General features: G+C 43.3%; 13 protein-coding genes, 4 tRNA genes, 1 riboswitch and 1 other annotated feature (1 of these 19 cut by a window edge). Of the genes, 12 read left to right on the top strand and 5 right to left on the bottom strand.

The window, feature by feature from the left end:
- From I592_RS13550 to I592_RS13520, 7 genes are all read left to right on the top strand, one after another.
- Positions 1-11 (top strand) — tRNA-Gly (locus tag I592_RS13550) (it extends 60 nt beyond the left edge of the window).
- 15 nt (positions 12-26) lie between these two features.
- Positions 27-100: transfer RNA gene (locus I592_RS13545), tRNA-Ile, on the top strand.
- A 22-nt stretch (positions 101-122) separates the two neighbouring features.
- Positions 123-210 (top strand) — tRNA-Ser (locus I592_RS13540).
- 15 nt (positions 211-225) lie between these two features.
- A tRNA-Glu gene (locus I592_RS13535) sits at positions 226-297 on the top strand.
- Positions 298-410: 113 nt separating this feature from the next.
- A riboswitch (SMK box riboswitch) is annotated at positions 411-494 on the top strand.
- A complete protein-coding gene (gene metK, locus I592_RS13530) occupies positions 492-1682 on the top strand; it encodes a methionine adenosyltransferase (protein WP_010779629.1) in 1191 nt (396 codons plus the stop codon). (Overlaps the previous riboswitch by 3 nt.)
- A gap of 161 nt (positions 1683-1843) precedes the next feature.
- Positions 1844-3322 carry an MDR family MFS transporter gene (locus tag I592_RS13525; protein ID WP_010779630.1) on the top strand — a complete coding sequence of 493 codons (1479 nt, stop codon included), beginning with the start codon at positions 1844-1846 and terminating at the stop codon, positions 3320-3322.
- A 21-nt stretch (positions 3323-3343) separates the two neighbouring features.
- A complete protein-coding gene (locus tag I592_RS13520) occupies positions 3344-4132 on the top strand; it encodes an alpha/beta hydrolase (protein WP_010779631.1) in 789 nt (262 codons plus the stop codon).
- Positions 4133-4141: 9 nt separating this feature from the next.
- Here the strand turns inward: I592_RS13520 and mnmM are convergent, their stop codons facing one another.
- From mnmM to I592_RS13505, 3 genes are read right to left on the bottom strand one after another with little or no spacing between them, the layout of a single operon-like run.
- Positions 4142-4705, bottom strand: a complete 564-nt coding sequence (gene mnmM, locus I592_RS13515; RefSeq protein ID WP_010779632.1) for a tRNA 5-(aminomethyl)-2-thiouridylate-methyltransferase MnmM — start codon at positions 4703-4705, stop codon at positions 4142-4144.
- On the bottom strand, positions 4680-5660 hold the full coding sequence (gene mnmL / locus I592_RS13510) for a tRNA modification radical SAM protein MnmL/YtqA (protein WP_010779633.1): 981 nt from the start codon (positions 5658-5660) through the stop codon (positions 4680-4682). The genes mnmM and mnmL overlap by 26 nt, the downstream gene beginning before the upstream one ends.
- Positions 5657-6316, bottom strand: a complete 660-nt coding sequence (locus I592_RS13505; RefSeq protein ID WP_010779634.1) for a phosphatase PAP2 family protein — start codon at positions 6314-6316, stop codon at positions 5657-5659. Before I592_RS13505 ends, mnmL begins: the two co-directional genes overlap by 4 nt.
- Before the next feature lie 149 nt (positions 6317-6465).
- Positions 6466-6658, top strand: a binding site (T-box leader).
- 65 nt (positions 6659-6723) lie between these two features.
- Here I592_RS13505 and leuS point away from each other — a divergent pair.
- Positions 6724-9237 carry a leucine--tRNA ligase gene (gene leuS, locus I592_RS13500; protein ID WP_010779635.1) on the top strand — a complete coding sequence of 838 codons (2514 nt, stop codon included), beginning with the start codon at positions 6724-6726 and terminating at the stop codon, positions 9235-9237.
- Between the two features lie 88 nt (positions 9238-9325).
- On the top strand, positions 9326-10225 hold the full coding sequence (locus I592_RS13495) for a DUF561 domain-containing protein (RefSeq protein ID WP_010779636.1): 900 nt from the start codon (positions 9326-9328) through the stop codon (positions 10223-10225).
- 12 nt (positions 10226-10237) lie between these two features.
- Here the strand turns inward: I592_RS13495 and I592_RS13490 are convergent, their stop codons facing one another.
- Positions 10238-11734 carry a UDP-N-acetylmuramoyl-L-alanyl-D-glutamate--L-lysine ligase gene (locus I592_RS13490; RefSeq protein ID WP_010779637.1) on the bottom strand — a complete coding sequence of 499 codons (1497 nt, stop codon included), beginning with the start codon at positions 11732-11734 and terminating at the stop codon, positions 10238-10240.
- A 128-nt stretch (positions 11735-11862) separates the two neighbouring features.
- On the opposite strand from I592_RS13490, the gene I592_RS13485 reads away from it, so the two are divergent.
- Positions 11863-13500 carry a putative polysaccharide biosynthesis protein gene (locus tag I592_RS13485; protein ID WP_010779638.1) on the top strand — a complete coding sequence of 546 codons (1638 nt, stop codon included), beginning with the start codon at positions 11863-11865 and terminating at the stop codon, positions 13498-13500.
- Between the two features lie 410 nt (positions 13501-13910).
- On the top strand, positions 13911-14549 hold the full coding sequence (apf, locus tag I592_RS13480; protein ID WP_010779639.1) for an aggregation-promoting factor: 639 nt from the start codon (positions 13911-13913) through the stop codon (positions 14547-14549).
- A 119-nt stretch (positions 14550-14668) separates the two neighbouring features.
- Here the strand turns inward: apf and I592_RS13475 are convergent, their stop codons facing one another.
- A complete protein-coding gene (locus tag I592_RS13475) occupies positions 14669-15526 on the bottom strand; it encodes an RluA family pseudouridine synthase (protein WP_010779640.1) in 858 nt (285 codons plus the stop codon).
- 221 nt (positions 15527-15747) lie between these two features.
- Between I592_RS13475 and I592_RS13470 the strand changes: the two genes are divergently transcribed.
- A complete protein-coding gene (locus I592_RS13470; RefSeq protein ID WP_010779641.1) occupies positions 15748-17949 on the top strand; it encodes a PBP1A family penicillin-binding protein in 2202 nt (733 codons plus the stop codon).
- Positions 17950-17974: the final 25 nt, after the last annotated feature.

Below are 17974 nucleotides of genomic sequence, written 5' to 3'. Positions count from 1 at the left end.
CGTCACCCGCTTTTAGTTTTTATGAAGGGCCTATAGCTCAGCTGGTTAGAGCGCACGCCTGATAAGCGTGAGGTCGATGGTTCGAGTCCATTTAGGCCCATTAAAAATCTTTTTTGGTTTTTGGGGAAGTACTCAAGTGGCTGAAGAGGCGCCCCTGCTAAGGGTGTAGGTCGGGAAACCGGCGCGAGGGTTCAAATCCCTCCTTCTCCGTTTTATTATTATTGTGGCCCGTTGGTCAAGCGGTTAAGACACCGCCCTTTCACGGCGGTAACACGGGTTCGAGTCCCGTACGGGTCATGCTGAGACGTTTAGAAACGTCTCTTTTTTTTGTACACAAAAGGGCTTTTCGTAAGTTTTCAAAGTTATTGATATATTTATTAGTGACAGCGGCTATTTTTCTGTTATAATCGAGTCGTTGCAAGTTCCCGATAGGCTCTGGAAAAAGCCAGAGATTCCTTGTAACCGAATAAAAATTAGGGGGAATATTTATAATGGAAGAACGTCGTTTATTTACATCTGAATCAGTTTCAGAAGGACATCCGGATAAGGTTGCTGATCAAATCAGTGACGCGATTTTGGATGCGATTTTGGAAAAGGATCCGAAAGCCAGAGTTGCATGTGAGACATCTGTGACGACTGGGCTTGTTTTAGTTTTTGGAGAAATTTCTACTTCAGCATATGTAGATATCCAAAAGGTTGTTCGTGAAACAATCAAGCGCATTGGTTACACAGAGTCGAAATTTGGTTTCGATGGTGACAATGTGGCAGTGTTAGTCGCAATTGATGAACAATCGCCTGACATTGCACAAGGGGTGGATGATGCGCTAGAAACTCGTGGAAAAGAAGAGTTATTAGATGAAATCGGTGCTGGAGACCAAGGCCTTATGTTTGGTTTTGCAGTGAACGAGACACCTGAATTAATGCCTTTACCCATTTCATTGAGTCATCATTTGGTAAAACGTTTAGCAGATTTACGTAAATCGGGAGAAGTAGCTTATTTTGGACCGGATGCTAAATCCCAAGTCACTGTGGAATATGATGAAAATGGCAAGCCTTTGCGTGTGGATACAGTGGTTATCAGCACTCAGCATAATGATGCTGTAGAGAATGAAACCATCCAAAAGGACGTAATGGAAAAAGTGATCAAGCATGAAATTCCTGCTGAATTATTGGATGATCAAACAAAATACTTTATTAATCCAACAGGTCGATTTGTTATTGGCGGACCTCAAGGGGATGCTGGTTTAACTGGACGTAAGATCATCGTGGATACATACGGTGGTTATTCACGTCATGGTGGTGGTGCATTTTCTGGGAAAGATGCGACGAAAGTGGACCGTTCTGCTTCTTATGCGGCACGCTATATTGCTAAAAATATTGTTGCTGCCGGCTTAGCTGAAAAAGTGGAGGTTCAACTTGCCTATGCGATCGGTGTGGCGCAACCCGTTTCTATTTCAGTAAATACGTTCGGTACAGCCAAGGTTTCCGAAGAAGCATTGATTGGTGCGATTCGCGAAAACTTCGATTTACGGCCAGCGGGAATTATTGAGATGTTGGATCTTTTGCGTCCAATCTATAGCGATACGGCAGCGTATGGTCATTTTGGTCGTACAGATGTTGATTTGCCTTGGGAGCATACAGACAAAGTCGATGTGTTGAAAAAAAGATTGAATTTAGGATAGATCGTACAGACATAAATTTGTTTATTTGTGGAGTTCACGAGGCGGTTTCTATTGATCAGTGATCAATAGACCGTCTCTTTTTTTGAATCAAAAAAGTATAGCAACTACTGGCGACTATATGGTAGGGTTAGAAAAGAATTATAGGGATCTTGGAGGATGAAATGAAGAGAAAAACAAATGTGAAAGTTGTGACAGCGGGGATTTTTATCGCCACATTTATGTCGGCGATCGAGGGAACAATTGTGACGACTGCGATGCCAACGATTGTTGGAAGTCTACATGGTATTGAGATCATGAATTGGGTGTTCTCGATTTATTTATTGACGAATGCCATGATTACACCGATTTATGGTAAACTGGCGGATAAAATCGGGCGAAAGCCGATTTTTATTTTTGGAATAGTATTATTTGTTTTGGGTTCAGCATTGTGCGGTATGTCCAATGAAATGATGACGTTGATTATCGCTCGAGGAATTCAAGGGATTGGCGCGGGAGCGATCATGCCTGTTTCTTTAACGATCATTGCGGATTTATATGATATTGAAAAGCGCGCGAAGGTACTTGGATTGACGAGTGCGGCTTGGGGTGTCGCCAGCGTATTTGGTCCTTTGGCTGGTGGTTTGATCGTCGATACGGTTGGTTGGCACTGGATCTTCTTTATCAATGTTCCGATCGGATTAGCGTTGATCGGTTTGTTGCAGTATTTCTTTATAGAAGAGAAAAAAGTGCATCAGGCGAAAAAAATGGATATTTTTGGGAGTTTATTTTTAATGTTGACATTGGTCAGCCTTCTATTGGGCTTCCAGCTTTTAGGTGATGGCGGACTGTCAGCAGCAGTCATTGCTTTATTTGCAGCCAGCATCCTTTCGCTAGTTCTCTTTATTCGAACAGAGAAGCGCGCAGAAGATCCTGTCATCAATTTGAACTTGTTCAAGAATCAAACGTTTGCCAGTGTGAATATTGTGGCTGCATTGATCAGCGGTTTTTTGATGGGACTAGATGTTTATATCCCTATGTGGATGCAAGGTGTACTAGGGAAACCAGCAGGGCTTGGCGGATTAGTGTTGGCACCAATGTCGATTGTCTGGATGTATGGGTCTTTTTTATCCGGCCAATTATTACGCAAGTATCCAGCAAAAAGGATCATTATCATCGGTTTGACGATTATTTTAGCTGGCGGCGGGACTTTATTAGCTTTACCGCAGCAAAGTCCGTTTTGGCTATTTTTCATCATCATGGGCGTTTTAGGTGTCGGGTATGGATTATCTGTTACGACAACGACCGTCGAAGCACAGGCGAGTGTACCAAAAGAAGAAATTGGTGTTGCGACTTCTTTTAATACGTTGTCGCGGACGATTGGACAAACAGTGATGGTCTCGCTTTTTGGGATTATTCTGAATGTTGCGAATGGTCGTCAGTTGGTTCAGGCGGGGATCGCAGATCTTGATATCATGAATCGGTTGATCAATCCCCACACGGCCTTGCAAATTGATTCTGATTTACGAATGGAATTAAGGAAGGTTCTTTTTGATAGTTTGCATTGGGTTTATTTTGCAGGCTTAGTGTTGATTATCATTGCGCTCATTTTTAGCTTTATGGTTGGCAAACAGTCAAGAAGTGTTACACTAAACGAAGAATAAACGAACTGGGGGCTTTAGTTGATGGCTTTTTTACAGGTAAATGTATACTCGAACGTTTTACAAATGGAAGTGGCGATGAATGTCATTTTGCCGCAAACGACACATAAAAAGATCGGAACCGAAACGGTGGGGGCCACTGAAGATGTACCTGTCTTGTACTTGTTACATGGCATGGGCGGAAATCACAGCGTTTGGGAACGTCGTACGTCGATTGAACGCTATGTGTCTGAATACCGTATGGCGGTAGTCATGCCCTCAACAGATCTGGGCTTCTATACGGATACGACATACGATATGCATTACTGGACATTCGTTTCGGAAGAACTACCAGAAATTATTCATGAGTTGTTTCCGCAGATTACGTATAAAAGAGAAAAGACCTTTGCGGCCGGATTGTCGATGGGCGGCTATGGCGCATTGAAACTTGGTTTAGCGAAACCTGAGAAGTTTGCTGCTGTAGCTTCATTGTCAGGAGCAGTTGTATTGGCTGACGTGGAAAGCTTGCTATTGGTACGAAACGAAGCTTATTGGACAGGTGTATTTGGTCCACTGGATCAAATACAAGGATCAGAAAATGATCCACTCTTCCTATTGAATGAGTTAGTGAACAGTGAAAAATCTGCGCCGCGTTTCTTTTTGGCCTGCGGAACGGAAGATGAACTGTATCCTGCTAGCCAATACATGGCGCATAAAATGGAACAAAAAAACCTGGATGTGACGTTTGAAAAAGGTCCAGGAAAACACGACTGGGTATTTTGGGATGCTTGGATCAAACGAGTATTAGAATGGTTCAATGAAAAGAACGACTGAGAGTGAGCCTCAGTCGTTCTTTTTCTCTACGCATAATAAAATGGGTGGATTATTTTTTTGGTTAATAAATTGATAGTTTAATACACTAAATTTTTCCTGCGGCAATTCCTGGCAAAAACGTAGCACCTCATTTTTTTCGGCTTCGCCACCATCGTGTCCATAATAGATCACGAGAATCATTCGACCGCTGACAGACAACCTGTCCAAGATAGCGGCCATCGCTTGCTTTGTCGTTTCGGGCAATGTAATGATTTTCTTATCGCTGTTTGGAAGGTATCCAAGATTGAATATTGCTGCCTTAATTGGTTGATCGATAGAAATAGTTTCGTCAATCGTCTCATGGCCAGCGAGAAAGAGGGTGGAACGATCCTTGTATTCGGCTAGTTTTTCATACGTATTTTTAATTGCTTGTTCTTGAACATCGAAGGCGTAAACACGACCTGTCGTGCCAACCAATTCAGCTAAGAAGCGTGTGTCGTTGCCATTTCCCATCGTCGCGTCAATGACGTGGTCGCCTTCATCAATGACGTCCTTCAGTAATTGGTGACTAAAGCGCAGAGCCGTTAGAAGCATGTTCAAATTCCTTTCTGAGAGCAAACTTTCCTTGATAAGAGTCTCGGCGAAGCAACTCTTGGTCGATCGCATTCAAAACCTCCCATTTTTTCAAACTCCACATGGGGCCGATCAATGAATCCCAAGGCGCGTCTCCAGTCAGTCGATGAATAATGATGTCCTGTGGGATCATCTCCAATTGATCGCAAATCACGGAAACGTAATCGTCCTTACTCATTAATTGGAGACGTCCTTCTGCATAATCCCGCAGCATTTTTGTATTACGCATCAAATGGAGCAGGTGCAGCTTGATGCCTTGAACGTCTGAATCCAAAATCGTACGGCGGACATTTTCCCGCATCATCTCTAAGGATTCCCCAGGGAGTCCGTTGATCAAATGGGTACACACGTTGATATTATGCTTACGAAGACGAGCGACGGCATCCACGTAAGTCGCATAATCATGCGCACGATTGATGCGATCACTCGTGCTTTCGTACGTTGTTTGCAGACCTAATTCAACCCATAAATACAGGCGCTGATTCAGTTCTGCTAGATACTCTACGACTTCTGGAGGTAAGCAATCTGGACGAGTGCCCACAGACAAACCAACAACACCAGGCAGGTTGACAACTTGCTCGAAGCGTTCGCGTATGACCGCTACAGGTGCATGAGTATTGGTGAAATTTTGGAAATAGACGATGTATTGATCGACATGAGGCCATTTTTTGTGCATCATGTCGATTTCTTTGTGGAATTGCTGAGGCAGCGGGTCACTTGGTGCGACGATCATGTCGCCAGAACCAGAAACGCTGCAGAAGGTACATCCGCCATGTGCGACCGTACCATCACGGTTTGGACAGTCAAATCCGCCATCTACCGGCACTTTAAAAATTTTCCCGCCGAATTCGTGGCGCAGGGCGTAGTTCCATGAATGGTAACGTTTGGATTCATCATCACTATATTGAAAGGTCATTTTTTCCTCCTGATTGATTTAAGATCGTAAGCTAATTTTTTCTCTTTGTACATAGGGTAGGTGAACAATAGCCAGCTGCTGCCGAAAAGAGTGCCGGCAAGAACATCACTCGGATAATGGACACCTAGATAGATTCGACTGACAACAATACTAAAAATCAGCAGACCTACAAGAATCTGAGCGATTAACCGTGGCGTTTTTTCTTTGAAAAACAACGGCATGACAAAGATCAACGTTCCATATAGCAGCGTGCTGGCCGTCGAGTGACCGCTGGGAAAGCTGAAACTATGTTCCGAGACCATATGCGGTAAAATCGTTGGACGTGCGCGATGGAAGAAGAGCTTCAGCAGGTGATTGCCGATCCCGCTAATGAGCACCATACTAAGCGCTAGCCAAAGTGCAGTGATTTTTTGTTTGTTGAAATAGAACAAGCCGACGAACACGAACGATAAAAGAATAATTGTAATGGGGTTCGCAAATTTTGTTACCCACAAAAAATACCCGTTCATTTGAGGGTAAAGCTGATGAACGCCATGAATGATTCCGCGATCAAAACCAGAGAGTGTTTCTGGATAAAATCGAACGATGTAACACAATGCCGCAAAAAACAGCAAAGTGAAACTGCCGATTAATTGGTAGATGGGTTTATTTTTCATTATTTTTCTGATTCATCCTTTCTAAACAGGAGTATTATATCATGTTTCCCCTGTGGAACAATTTTTTCAAGGATTTCTTAACGGGATTTCAATAGTGGAATTCCATTGAATATTATTGGGGAATCTGCTAAGATAAAACTACTTTGAATATTGTTGCTTGGAAGAGGAGTAGTAGAAACGAACGCATTTCAGAGAGCGCACGGTGCTGAGAGTGTGTATGCGGGACAGTCGAACTTACCTCGGAGCATGATCGATCGATCCGGTTAAAGACCGTTATTTCTTTTGAGGTCTGTCTCTTTGACAGATAAATATAGGTGGTACCACGTTGATAACGTCCTATGAGAGTTTTGAGAACTTTCATGGGATTTTTTTGTATTTTAAATGAATTCAAAATTAGGAGGAACAACATGAGTTACAATCACAAAACGATTGAAAAAAAATGGCAAAAATATTGGGCAAAGCATCACGTATTCAACACCCAAGATGATCCTGAAAGACCAAAATTTTATGCATTGGATATGTTTCCTTACCCATCTGGACAAGGACTGCACGTAGGGCATCCAGAAGGTTATACTGCAACGGATGTTATTTCGCGAATGAAGCGAGCACAGGGCTACAATGTCTTGCACCCAATGGGCTGGGATGCGTTTGGGCTGCCTGCGGAGCAATATGCGTTAGATACAGGAAATGATCCTGCTGAATTTACGAAAAAAAATATCGAAACGTTTAAACGACAAATCAACTCTCTAGGATTCAGCTATGACTGGAATCGAGAATTAAATACGACAGATCCTGATTACTATAAATGGACCCAATGGATCTTTGAACAAATGTATGAAAAAGGATTGGCGTATGAAGCGGAAGTTCCGGTGAACTGGGTACCAGAATTAGGAACAGTTATTTCCAATGAAGAAGTCATCGATGGCAAGAGCGAACGGGGCGGTTATGATGTTGTTCGTAAACCAATGCGTCAATGGATGCTGAAGATTACGGCTTATGCCGATCGTTTGCTGGATGATCTAGAAACCGTGGATTGGCCAGAAAGCATCAAAGAAATGCAACGTAATTGGATTGGTCGTTCGATTGGTGCCAATGTCCGCTTCAAGATTGAAGGCAGCGATGAAACCTTCACAGTCTTTACGACTCGTCCTGATACGTTGTTTGGTGCAACCTATGCTGTTTTAGCACCAGAGTTGGAATTGGTGCAAAAAATTACGACGCCTGAACAAAAGGCAGCAGTGGATGCGTACATTGAAGAGGCCTCAAAAAAATCTGAATTGAATCGAACAGATTTAGCCAAAGAAAAAACAGGGGTCTTTACGGGTGCGTATGCGATCAATCCTGCGAATGGTGAAAAAATGCCGATCTGGATCGGGGATTATGTGTTAGCTTCTTACGGAACAGGGGCGATCATGGCGGTTCCAGCGCATGATGAACGCGATTATGAATTTGCTAAAACATTTGGCTTGTCAATCCTTCCTGTACTTGAAGGTGGGGATGTGGATAAAGAAGCCTTCACTGGCGACGGTCCGCATATCAACTCAGAGTTCCTAGATGGATTAAACAAACAAGACGCGATCGATAAAATGGTTCCATGGCTGGAAGAACACGAGTGTGGGAAAAAGGAAGTTAGTTATCGTTTACGTGATTGGTTATTCTCTCGTCAACGTTATTGGGGAGAACCTATCCCAGTCATTCATTGGGAAGATGGCACGACTGGTTTGGTGCCGGATTACGAATTGCCATTGGAATTGCCGAAGACAACAGATATCAAACCAAGCGGCACAGGCGAATCGCCACTAGCGAATATCGAAGAATGGGTCAACGTCGTGGATCCGATCACCGGTAAAAAAGGCCGTCGCGAAACGAATACAATGCCGCAGTGGGCAGGAAGTTCATGGTATTACTTGCGCTTTATTGATCCTCATAATAAAGAAGCGTTAGCAGATTATGATAAATTGAAACGCTGGATGCCAGTCGATCTTTATATTGGCGGGGCAGAACACGCGGTCCTTCATTTATTGTATGTTCGTTTCTGGCACAAGTTCTTGTATGACATCGGTGTCGTGCCAACGAACGAACCATTCCAAAAATTGTACAACCAGGGAATGATCTTAGGCCAAAGCTTCCGTGATAGCCGCGGCGCTCTAGTACCGACGAACATGGTTGAAAAACGTGAGGGTAAATGGTTTAGCATCGAAACAGGGGAAGAATTGGAAGAAGCGCCTGCAAAAATGAGTAAATCATTGAAGAATGTTGTCAATCCTGACGATGTCGTAGAGCAGTATGGTGCCGATACGTTGCGGATGTATGAAATGTTTATGGGACCACTGGATGCGTCGATTGCTTGGAGTGAGAATGGACTAGAGGGTTCTCGGAAATTCTTAGATCGTGTGTGGCGTTTGATCGTGGATGAAGAAGGCAAGATGCGCGACCATATTACGACATTAAACGATGGGTCATTGACGAAGGTCTATAACCAAACCGTTAAAAAAGTGACAGAAGATATGGAACACTTGCATTTGAATACGGCGATTTCTCAATTGATGGTTTTTGTTAATGACGCGTATAAAGCGGAAGCACTGACTTATGAATATGTAGAAGGCTTTGTTCAATTGTTGGCGCCGATCGCACCGCACATCGCTGAAGAATTGTGGGAGATCTTAGGTCATGAAGGCGGCATATCCTATGCGGCTTGGCCAACCTATGATGAAGAAGCATTGGTCGAAAATGAGATTGAAGTCATTCTGCAAGTGAATGGGAAGGTTCGCTCAAAAGTCATGGTCGCTGTAGATCTGGCAAAAGAGGAATTAGAAAAATTGGCGATGGAAGACGAACATATCCAACGCAATATTGACGGGAAAACTATTCGCAAAGTGATCGTTGTACCGAATAAACTGGTGAATATCGTAGCAAATTAAGAAGAAGCGTCTTGCAATTTTTGCAGGGCGCTTATTTTTTTGTGGAAATATGCTAGGATGAAGAAAAAAGGAAGCGAGGAACGATACGATGGGAACTCTCACGGAATTGTTGGGGATTCAGTATCCTATTTTTCAAGGAGCGATGGCGCATATTGCCCGTTACCCGCTAGTCAGTGCAGTGTCAGAAGCTGGTGGTTTAGGAATCCTTGCGGCTGGCGGCCTAAGTAGTGAAGACTTACGGGAACAAATTCAAAAAACAAAGGAACGTACAATGAAGCCCTTTGGTGTGAATTTGATGCTGCAAATGGAAACTGTTTCAGAACAAGTAGAGGTGCTGATTGAAGAGGGCGTAACAATCGTCACGACGGGCGCCGGAACACCTAAGCCTTATGTAGAACGATTAAAACAAGCAGGGATAAAGATTTTTCCTGTGGTTCCTTCGGTAAAAATCGCTAAAAAGATGGAACAATTAGGGATCGACGGTGTAATCGCGGAAGGCATGGAATCTGGCGGGCATATTGGAGAGACAACGACGATGGCGCTAGTCCCTCAAGTTGTTCAGGCAGTTGGGATACCGGTTATCGCAGCAGGCGGTATTGGTGACGGGCGTGGAATGGCGGCAGCTTTTGCATTAGGCGCACAAGGGATTCAAATGGGAACAGCCTTTTTGACCGTATCAGAGTGTCCGATCCATGAGCACTATCAGCAAGCCATCCTACAAGCTGAAGATACATCAACGACGGTGATTCAGAAGTCTTCTGGAGGTGCGATTCGCGGGTTAAAAAATCAGTTGACGGCTTCAAAGGATGAGGAAGCATTTACTTTGTCCGCATTGCAGCGAGCAGCAGATGATGGAGAGATTCAAAAGGGAATCGTGATGTCGGGGCAAATTGCTGGTCTACTGCAGCGTGTACAGCCGACTAAGGAGTTTTTGGCGGAAGTCTATGCCGATGCTGCATCTGTCCTTCAGAGTATAAAAATAGACTAACGGGTTCTCCCGTTAGTCTTTAATGAATTCTTCCGCTAAATGATAGTCACCCTCGTAAGGCAAGTCTTCACCCTTCACAGTCATATACGTATCGGTCCCTTTTCCAGCTAAGACAATAGCATCCTCAGGGTTCGCCTGCTTAATCGCTTCTCGAATGGCTTTTTTTCGATCTGCTTCAAATCGTACTTGAACACGATCATTGTGGATTGCTTGTTGAATCTCGTCCGCAATTTTCTTAGGATCTTCAAAATTGGGATCGTCACTCGTTAAAACAGCAACCGTTGCGTATTCGCCGATTGCTTGCCCTAATCCTTCACGTCGCGACTCTGCTTTATTTCCAGTAGACCCGGTAATCACAAGAAGTTCGCCAGTGGGGTGTTGTTCCCGCGCAAAGGCTAATAGGGATTTCATGCTTAAATAATTGTGTGCATAGTCTACATAAATGTGAGCACCATTAGGTTTCAAAAGCAGATTCATTCGACCAGGAACTAAGGCTTCAGCGAGCCCTTTCCGGCCAGCCTCCTGATCCGCTCCGACTAGTGCACTGGCAATCAGTGCCGCAGCAGCATTTTCTTTATTGAAGTCGCCAGCGAGTAATATTTGGTAAGCACCGCTTAAATGCAAATCGTCTGTTGTTCCAGACAGCGCAAACGCCAAAGGGTGTTCAAGAGGCTGAACTTGATAGTCTGCTTGTTCGTTCCCATACGTGATAACTGGAATATTCTTTTTTGCAGCTAATTCTTGTAAAAGGTCAAAGTGATCGATTTCGTGCTGCAAAATGACTTGACGAGAGTTCGCGACTAATTGACGTTTACAATAGAAGTAATCTTCAAAAGTCGGATGCTCAATTGGTCCAATGTGATCAGGAGAGATGTTCAAAAAGATTCCAATATCGAAGGTCAAGCCATACACTCTGGCCACCTTGTAAGCTTGGGAAGAGACTTCCATCACCAGATGGGTCATTCCATTCGCTGCAGCTTCTGCCATCATTCGATACAAGTCCAACGATTCTGGAGTCGTCAGCTTCGATTTGAAAAAAGTTACGCCATCCAATGTTGTGTTTAGTGTAGACAAAAGAGCGGTCTTTTTATTTGTCGCGATGTCTAGAATTTGTTTGGTAAAATAAGCGACCGTCGTCTTGCCCTTTGTGCCAGTAATTCCGATCAGTTTTAATTTTTCTTGCGGGTAATCATAAAAAGCCATACTTAAAATAGCCAGGGCTTTGCGAATATCTGTCACAATAATAGCTAATTCTGCGGAAACCTCATAGGGCTGTTCAGAGATATAGCAAGTCAAGCCATCTGCGAGTGCCTGTTCTAAAAAGCGTTGCTGGAAATTATTTCCCTTACAGAAAAAAAGCGTGTCGCTATCAACGTTGCGTGAATCATAGGAAAGATTCTTCAAGGTTTTCTCAAAAGGAGCCGTCAATGTCCAAGTGGTTGGTGTGATAAACTCCCGTAGTAAGTGTTCTTTTTCAAGTAATTCTTGTATTTGGGTAAGTGTCAGCATGTTGAGACCTCCAATATATAGTCTAGGCTATTATAGCATAGCTCGAGTATAGAAAAAGTAAAGAGTGATTGTCAGATGCGTGATTTAGCTTTACTATAATAGAAGTGATGTTTTTGAAGGAGGAGACCATGAAGGAGACACGACCAAGTGATCTGAGCTATCAAGAAAAAATGATCCAAGGTTCAGCTTGGCTGTCAGTGGGAAGTATCTTTTCGCGACTGCTAGGTGCGATTTACATTATTCCGTGGTACGCCTGGATGGGGGAACATGCTCGCGTAGCCAATGGATTATTCAATATGGGGTACACGTTCTATGCATTGTTTTTGATGATTTCTACAGCAGGTCTTCCTGGTGCCATCGCCAAGCAGATCGCGCGTTATAATTCGATGGGGGATTATCAAACGAGTCGGCGCTTATTCATTAAAGCGCTCCAAGCAACGGCTGTTTTAGGGATCATCTTCGGCGGCTTGATGTTCTTCATGGCACCCATACTGGCTAACTTGTCTGGCGGCGGCCGGGCATTGATTCCTGTGATCCAAGCCTTGAGTGTCGCTGTTGTAGCGTTTCCAAGTATGAGTGTATTACGAGGCTATTTTCAAGGGCAGCAGGATATGCGACCCTCAGCAATTTCGCAGCTGGTGGAACAAGCACTGCGTGTCTTCTATATGCTCTTAAGTGTTTTTATCATTATGAAGGTGATGAAGGGTGATTACTTAAGTGCAGTGATCCAGTCGACGTTTGCTGCTTCAATTGGGATGGTCGGGTCCTATGGTGTTCTGCTGTTTTATTGGTTCAATGATCGTAAGCGCAATGAACCGCAATTAGAACGCAGCGTCACTAAAGGAACGATTGATACCAAAAAATTATTGCTTGAAACGATTCGCCAAGCAGTTCCGTTTATTTTATTAGGGAGCGGGATCGTCTTTTATAAATTGATTGATCAAGTGACGTTTATCCGCACCATGAGCGCTAATACGAATTATAGTCACGAGCAATTGATCGATCTTTATGCATTATTTAGTGCCAATCCAGACAAATTGACCATGGTCATCGTAGCTCTGGGGACGTCACTTGCTATGACGAGCTTACCAATGTTGACGGAACTCTTTACGCAAAAGCGTCGCCCCGAACTCGCAAAAGTAGTCAACACGAATATACAATTGTTTGCGTATATTATGCTGCCAGCGGTTTTTGGCATGATTTTATTGGCTTATCCCTTAAATACCGTTTTTTATTCCGCGGATATTTTAGGAAGTCGCGTGCTGATCGCTGCTTGCTGGGCCGGCTTGGTCTCAGCGTTGTTCATGATGTTGTCCACGACGCTCCAAGGAATCTCACATAGTCGTATCGCCGTAAGGTATTGGGCAGCTGGGCTTTTATTAAAAGTGGTCCTCCAAGTTCCGCTGATTGAACTGTTTGAAGTTTACGGGCCGTTATTGGCGACAGTTATCGGTCTTAGTTTGACGTGCGGGTTATGCTTGTGGAAATTACGGCGTGTTGTCCGTGCGAATTATAAATTAGCCTTTCGCCGTTGTGTACTAATCTTGATTTTAACGCTGGTCATGTTGATTGTAGCGTTTATCGTGCGACAGTTGAGTTATCTTGTGTTTGATCCATCCTTGCGCTGGTCAGCGTTAATGGTCTGTTTAGTAACTGGAGGAACGGGAAGCTTGCTGTATTTTTATTTAACGCTGAAGATTCGTTTAGTGGATAAACTCGTCGGTCCTCAAGCAAAAAAATGGCGTCGACGACTAAGGATCAAATAAAAAATACTTCTGCTCTTAGAATAGAGTGGAAGTATTTTTTTATTATAAATAAAGGGTCGAATTCAAATTCTATAGAAAATATTTTCAATATAATTCAAAAAGAACAAGAATGCGTGGGCGTATTTCATTACAAAAAGATTTCAATGTTTCTGAAGATAACTTTTGTAACACAAGAATAAAACAGTTACATTTACTTGAAGATGCTTGGTATAGGGGTTTTGATTAATAAGGATAAATGTCATATATTTCAAAATGACACACTCAGAGAGATTTTGTCATATTGTTTCATGTTATTGTAATGAACTGTTACATTGTTATTACCCATGAAATACAAAAGGATGATAAAGTATCTCTCGTAGTCAAGAAGACAGAAGAAAAAAGACATAAGAAAAATCGGAGGAAGTTACATAATGAAATTAGGGAAAACATTTCTTTTTAGTACAGTATTAGCAGCAGGTGCAGGTTTAGCGATGGGAGCTACAGACGCACACGCTTCAGAAACGTATACTGTTCAATCTGGAGACACTTTATCTAAAATCTCTCACAAATTCGCTGGGAACGACAGCTTAGTAGATGCAATTGCAAAAGCAAACAAAATTTCTAACGTAAATATGATTTTTGCTGGACAAGAATTATCGATCGACGGCGATGCAAAAGCAGAAAAAGCACCTGCACAAGCAGCACCCGTACATGTTCAAGAGTCAACAGAAGCAGCACCTCAACAAGCAGCGGCTCCTGTACAAAAAGCAGCACCTGTTCAACAAGCACAAGCAGCTCCAGCAGCAGCGCCTGTTCAACAAGAAGCAGCACCGGCAGCGGCGCCAGCAGCAACTTCTTCAGCAAAAGAATGGATTGCTCAACGCGAATCAGGCGGTTCTTATTCAGCTACAAACGGTCAATACATCGGACGTTACCAATTATCTTCTTCATATTTAAATGGTGACTACTCTGAAGCAAACCAAGAACGTGTGGCAGATCAATATGTTACTTCTCGTTATGGTTCATGGGAAGGCGCACAAGCTTTCTGGCAATCTAACGGTTGGTACTAAGATTTAGACGAATTCAAAAAGGAGGATCACTTGTTGATCCTTCTTTTTTTGTTCCTATTAAAAGAGGTATGGAAACGAAAAGACCAGCTAAAACAGAATGTCTGTCTTAGCTGGCTTTCTTATTCCGCCCATAGTCCGGGAAGTGCTTGAACCGCGATTTTCTGATTGGTGAAGGGATGGTGCAGGTGGAGCTCATACGCGTGAAGCATCAATCTGCCATGGGGATTTTTACTGTATAAAGGATCACCGACTAACGGATGCCCGATACTCGCAAGGTGAACACGAATCTGATGTGTCCTTCCTGTATCTAATTGGCAGAAGACCGCTGTTTGATTTTCTACGTTCTTTATGGGGGTCACGTGTGTTACGGCAGGCTTGCCACCTTTAGGATCGATTCGCCGTTTTCGGCGGTCATGGCGATCACGTCCAATTTTTTTGTTAATAATCAGTTCTTTTCTAATCGTACCGTGAACGAGTGCTTGGTAGCGACGATAGATTTTCTTTTGTTCTAGTTGTCTTCCTAAAATAGGTAAGACAAAAGGATTTTTTGCGAATAGAATTGCGCCGCTGGTTTCCTTATCGAGCCGATGAACGACATGTGGTTGGAAATCAGGTGATAAATAGTCAGCCAGGTGATTAAGCAACGTGTCTTTTTCTTCCGGTTGATTTGGATGTGTCTTCATTCCCTCGGGTTTATTGACGATGATCAAATGCTCATCTTCGTAAAGAACGTTGATTTTCCTTCGGTCTCCCAACAGGATGGAACGTTCTGGATAGTCGCTTGCCTCGATCGTAATCGTCAAAACATCTTCTGGAGAGACCATAGATTGGAAGTGGCAAACCTCGCCATTCACCAAGATTCCTTTACGTGTTCGAATGAAGTGGCGGACTTTTCGCGGTACGAGCCATTCTTCTTCCAATAATTCTTTGACTGTCATCTCTGACAAGTCGGCAGGCAATGTCATCGTGAATTTCATCATAGTGCTCCTTTATAGATAAATGTGTTAGTTTTGGCTAATTTAAACGTTTCATCTGGCTCATTGTATCACTTTTAATGGATATTTAAGAAAAAAAACAGCTTTTCATTGAGACCCCATGCTAGAATACTTTCAAGTGTGTATCCGTCTCAAGCCCCAAGCGTTGAATGGCTGATTTGTGGTACACTGTGTCTGAATTTTGTATAGAATGGAGACCAAAAATGGATTTTCAAGAATTTTGGCGCAAATTTAAAAGTGGTGCAAAAGTTTTTTGGCAAAAGTTTCGCAGCGGCACAAAAACTTTTTGGCAGTGGATCAAGCCTTATTTGATTCGTTTTCATCACTGGCGCAAACGTATTTGGAAAAAATATCATATCAATAAAATATTGCTCTTATTAGCACTCGTAGGTGTTTTAGTGATGAGTGTCTATCTATTTTTCTTAGCAAAGTCGGTGAATGTTGAGACACTGCAATCCAGTTTGAAGCAATCAACAGTTATCTACGATGAAAAAAATGAACAAGCGGGTTCCTTATATGGACAAAAAGGAACGTATGTAGAGAGCGACCAAATCTCTCCTTATCTTAAGGATGCGGTTGTTTCTACCGAGGATCGAAATTTTTACAATCACCACGGGTTTGATATAAAGGGAATCGCACGGGCGGCCTTAGGACTCGTCACTTCTGGCCACATTACTGGCGGGGGAAGTACCTTGACGCAGCAATTAGCTAAAAATGCCTATCTGAGCCTTGATCAAACTTTAGAACGAAAGGCCAAAGAAATTTTTATGGCGATTGAGATCGAGAAAAAGTACGACAAAGATCAGATTCTGACAATGTACTTAAACAACGCATATTTCGGGAATGGCGTTTGGGGTGTTCAAGATGCTTCTAGAAGGTATTTTGGTGTAGACGCCAACCAATTGTCGATCGGTGAAGCAGCTACGATTATTGGCATGTTGAAGGGGCCAAGCATCTACAATCCAATCGATAATTTAGAAAATGCGGTGAATCGCCGGAACACGGTTCTTTCGGTCATGGTTGAAAATGGCAAGCTGTCAAAAGAACAAGAGACACAAGAAAAGGCGACAGATCTGGGTTCTGAGTTGAATGATACATACTCTTCAGCGGACGCGGGCTATCGTTACCCTTCTTATTTTGATGCGGTCATTGATGAAGCCGTGGAACGCTACGGAATGTCAGAAAAAGATTTATTGAATAAAGGCTACAAGATCTATACGTCATTAGATCAAGATTATCAAAAACAAATGGAGACCGTTTATGAGAACAACGCGAATTTTCCGGCAAATGCTGAGGACGGTGCTATGCCGCAATCTGCGTCTGTAGCGATGGACCCTAAAACGGGCGGCGTTCAAGCCTTAGTCGGTAGACGTGGAGAGCATATCTTCCGCAGCTATAATTTTGCGACACAAATGCAGCGTTCGCCAGGTTCTACGATGAAACCATTGAGCGTGTATGCCTCTGCATTAGAGTCGGGCTATAAGCCAGACAGTGTGTTGAAGGATGAGCCGCAATCTTATTACAAAGCGAAAAACTATGATGGAACATTCCAAGGGGAAGTCCCTATGTATCAAGCCGTGGCACAAAGTTTGAACTTGCCGGCGGTCTGGTTATTGCACGAGATGGGATTGAACAAGGGCTATAGTAAAGCAGAAGAATTTGGTATCCCGTTAAGCAAATCAGATAAATATTATGGCTTGGCACTCGGTGGGCTGGAAAAAGGAACCTCGCCGATGCAAATGGCAGCCGCCTATGGTGCGTTTGCCAATGAAGGGAAAGTCTATCAACCTCATTTGATCACAAAAATTATTGATTCTACTGGTGCGGTGATTGAAGACAACAGCTCACCAAAATATGAACAAGTGATCTCTAAAGAAGTTGCCAATGAAATGACCAGTATGCTTCTAGGGACATTCTCAAACGGAACTGCCGCGCAAGCAGCACCAGCAGGCTTCACAGTTGCTGGTAAGACAGGAACGACTGAAACGAACTTTGATGCAAACAAAGTAAATGACCAATGGATCATCGGTTACACACCAAATGTCGTGATTTCGACGTGGTTAGGCTTTGAAAAAGTCAGTGAGACCCATTATTTAAGTGGAACAAGCGGGTCAGAGGTAGGACAGGTATTTAAAGCGGAAGCGGAATCTATCTTGCCGTATGCTGGACAATATTCCTTTGAAGTCGCAGACGCTTATGCTACGGGCGGCAAAGTCGTTGCCGCAGATCAAGTGAACCAAGGCGAGCAAGCGTCGGATTCGAATAAATGGCGGGAAGAATTAAAAGACATTGGCGGAAAAGCCAGTGAAGGGGCGGCGAATTTCTTTGAAAAAGCCAAAGAAGGCGCCAATAAATTGAAAGAAAAGGGCCAAGAATTGTGGCAGCAATACCAGCCGGGAAATTAAACTGTGAACCCGTTTCCATTCATGT

Source organism: Enterococcus gilvus ATCC BAA-350 (genome assembly GCF_000407545.1).
Taxonomy (GTDB): Bacteria; Bacillota; Bacilli; order Lactobacillales; family Enterococcaceae; genus Enterococcus_A; species Enterococcus_A gilvus.
The sequence above is the reverse complement of the archived record's forward strand: the minus strand, read 5'-3'. Positions and strand labels throughout refer to the sequence as shown.

What these genes read in the sequence shown, in the direction of transcription:
- apf (WP_010779639.1), top strand. Translation starts at nt 13,911, where the DNA reads ATGAAATTAGGGAAAACATTTCTTTTTAGTACAGTATTAGCAGCAGGT.
- mnmL (WP_010779633.1), bottom strand. Translation starts at nt 5,660, where the DNA reads ATGACCTTTCAATATAGTGATGATGAATCCAAACGTTACCATTCATGG.
- I592_RS13520 (WP_010779631.1), top strand. Translation starts at nt 3,344, where the DNA reads ATGGCTTTTTTACAGGTAAATGTATACTCGAACGTTTTACAAATGGAA.
- I592_RS13505 (WP_010779634.1), bottom strand. Translation starts at nt 6,316, where the DNA reads ATGAAAAATAAACCCATCTACCAATTAATCGGCAGTTTCACTTTGCTG.
- metK (WP_010779629.1), top strand. Translation starts at nt 492, where the DNA reads ATGGAAGAACGTCGTTTATTTACATCTGAATCAGTTTCAGAAGGACAT.
- I592_RS13470 (WP_010779641.1), top strand. Translation starts at nt 15,748, where the DNA reads ATGGATTTTCAAGAATTTTGGCGCAAATTTAAAAGTGGTGCAAAAGTT.
- I592_RS13475 (WP_010779640.1), bottom strand. Translation starts at nt 15,526, where the DNA reads ATGAAATTCACGATGACATTGCCTGCCGACTTGTCAGAGATGACAGTC.
- I592_RS13495 (WP_010779636.1), top strand. Translation starts at nt 9,326, where the DNA reads ATGGGAACTCTCACGGAATTGTTGGGGATTCAGTATCCTATTTTTCAA.
- I592_RS13525 (WP_010779630.1), top strand. Translation starts at nt 1,844, where the DNA reads ATGAAGAGAAAAACAAATGTGAAAGTTGTGACAGCGGGGATTTTTATC.
- I592_RS13485 (WP_010779638.1), top strand. Translation starts at nt 11,863, where the DNA reads ATGAAGGAGACACGACCAAGTGATCTGAGCTATCAAGAAAAAATGATC.
- I592_RS13490 (WP_010779637.1), bottom strand. Translation starts at nt 11,734, where the DNA reads ATGCTGACACTTACCCAAATACAAGAATTACTTGAAAAAGAACACTTA.
- leuS (WP_010779635.1), top strand. Translation starts at nt 6,724, where the DNA reads ATGAGTTACAATCACAAAACGATTGAAAAAAAATGGCAAAAATATTGG.
- mnmM (WP_010779632.1), bottom strand. Translation starts at nt 4,705, where the DNA reads ATGCTTCTAACGGCTCTGCGCTTTAGTCACCAATTACTGAAGGACGTC.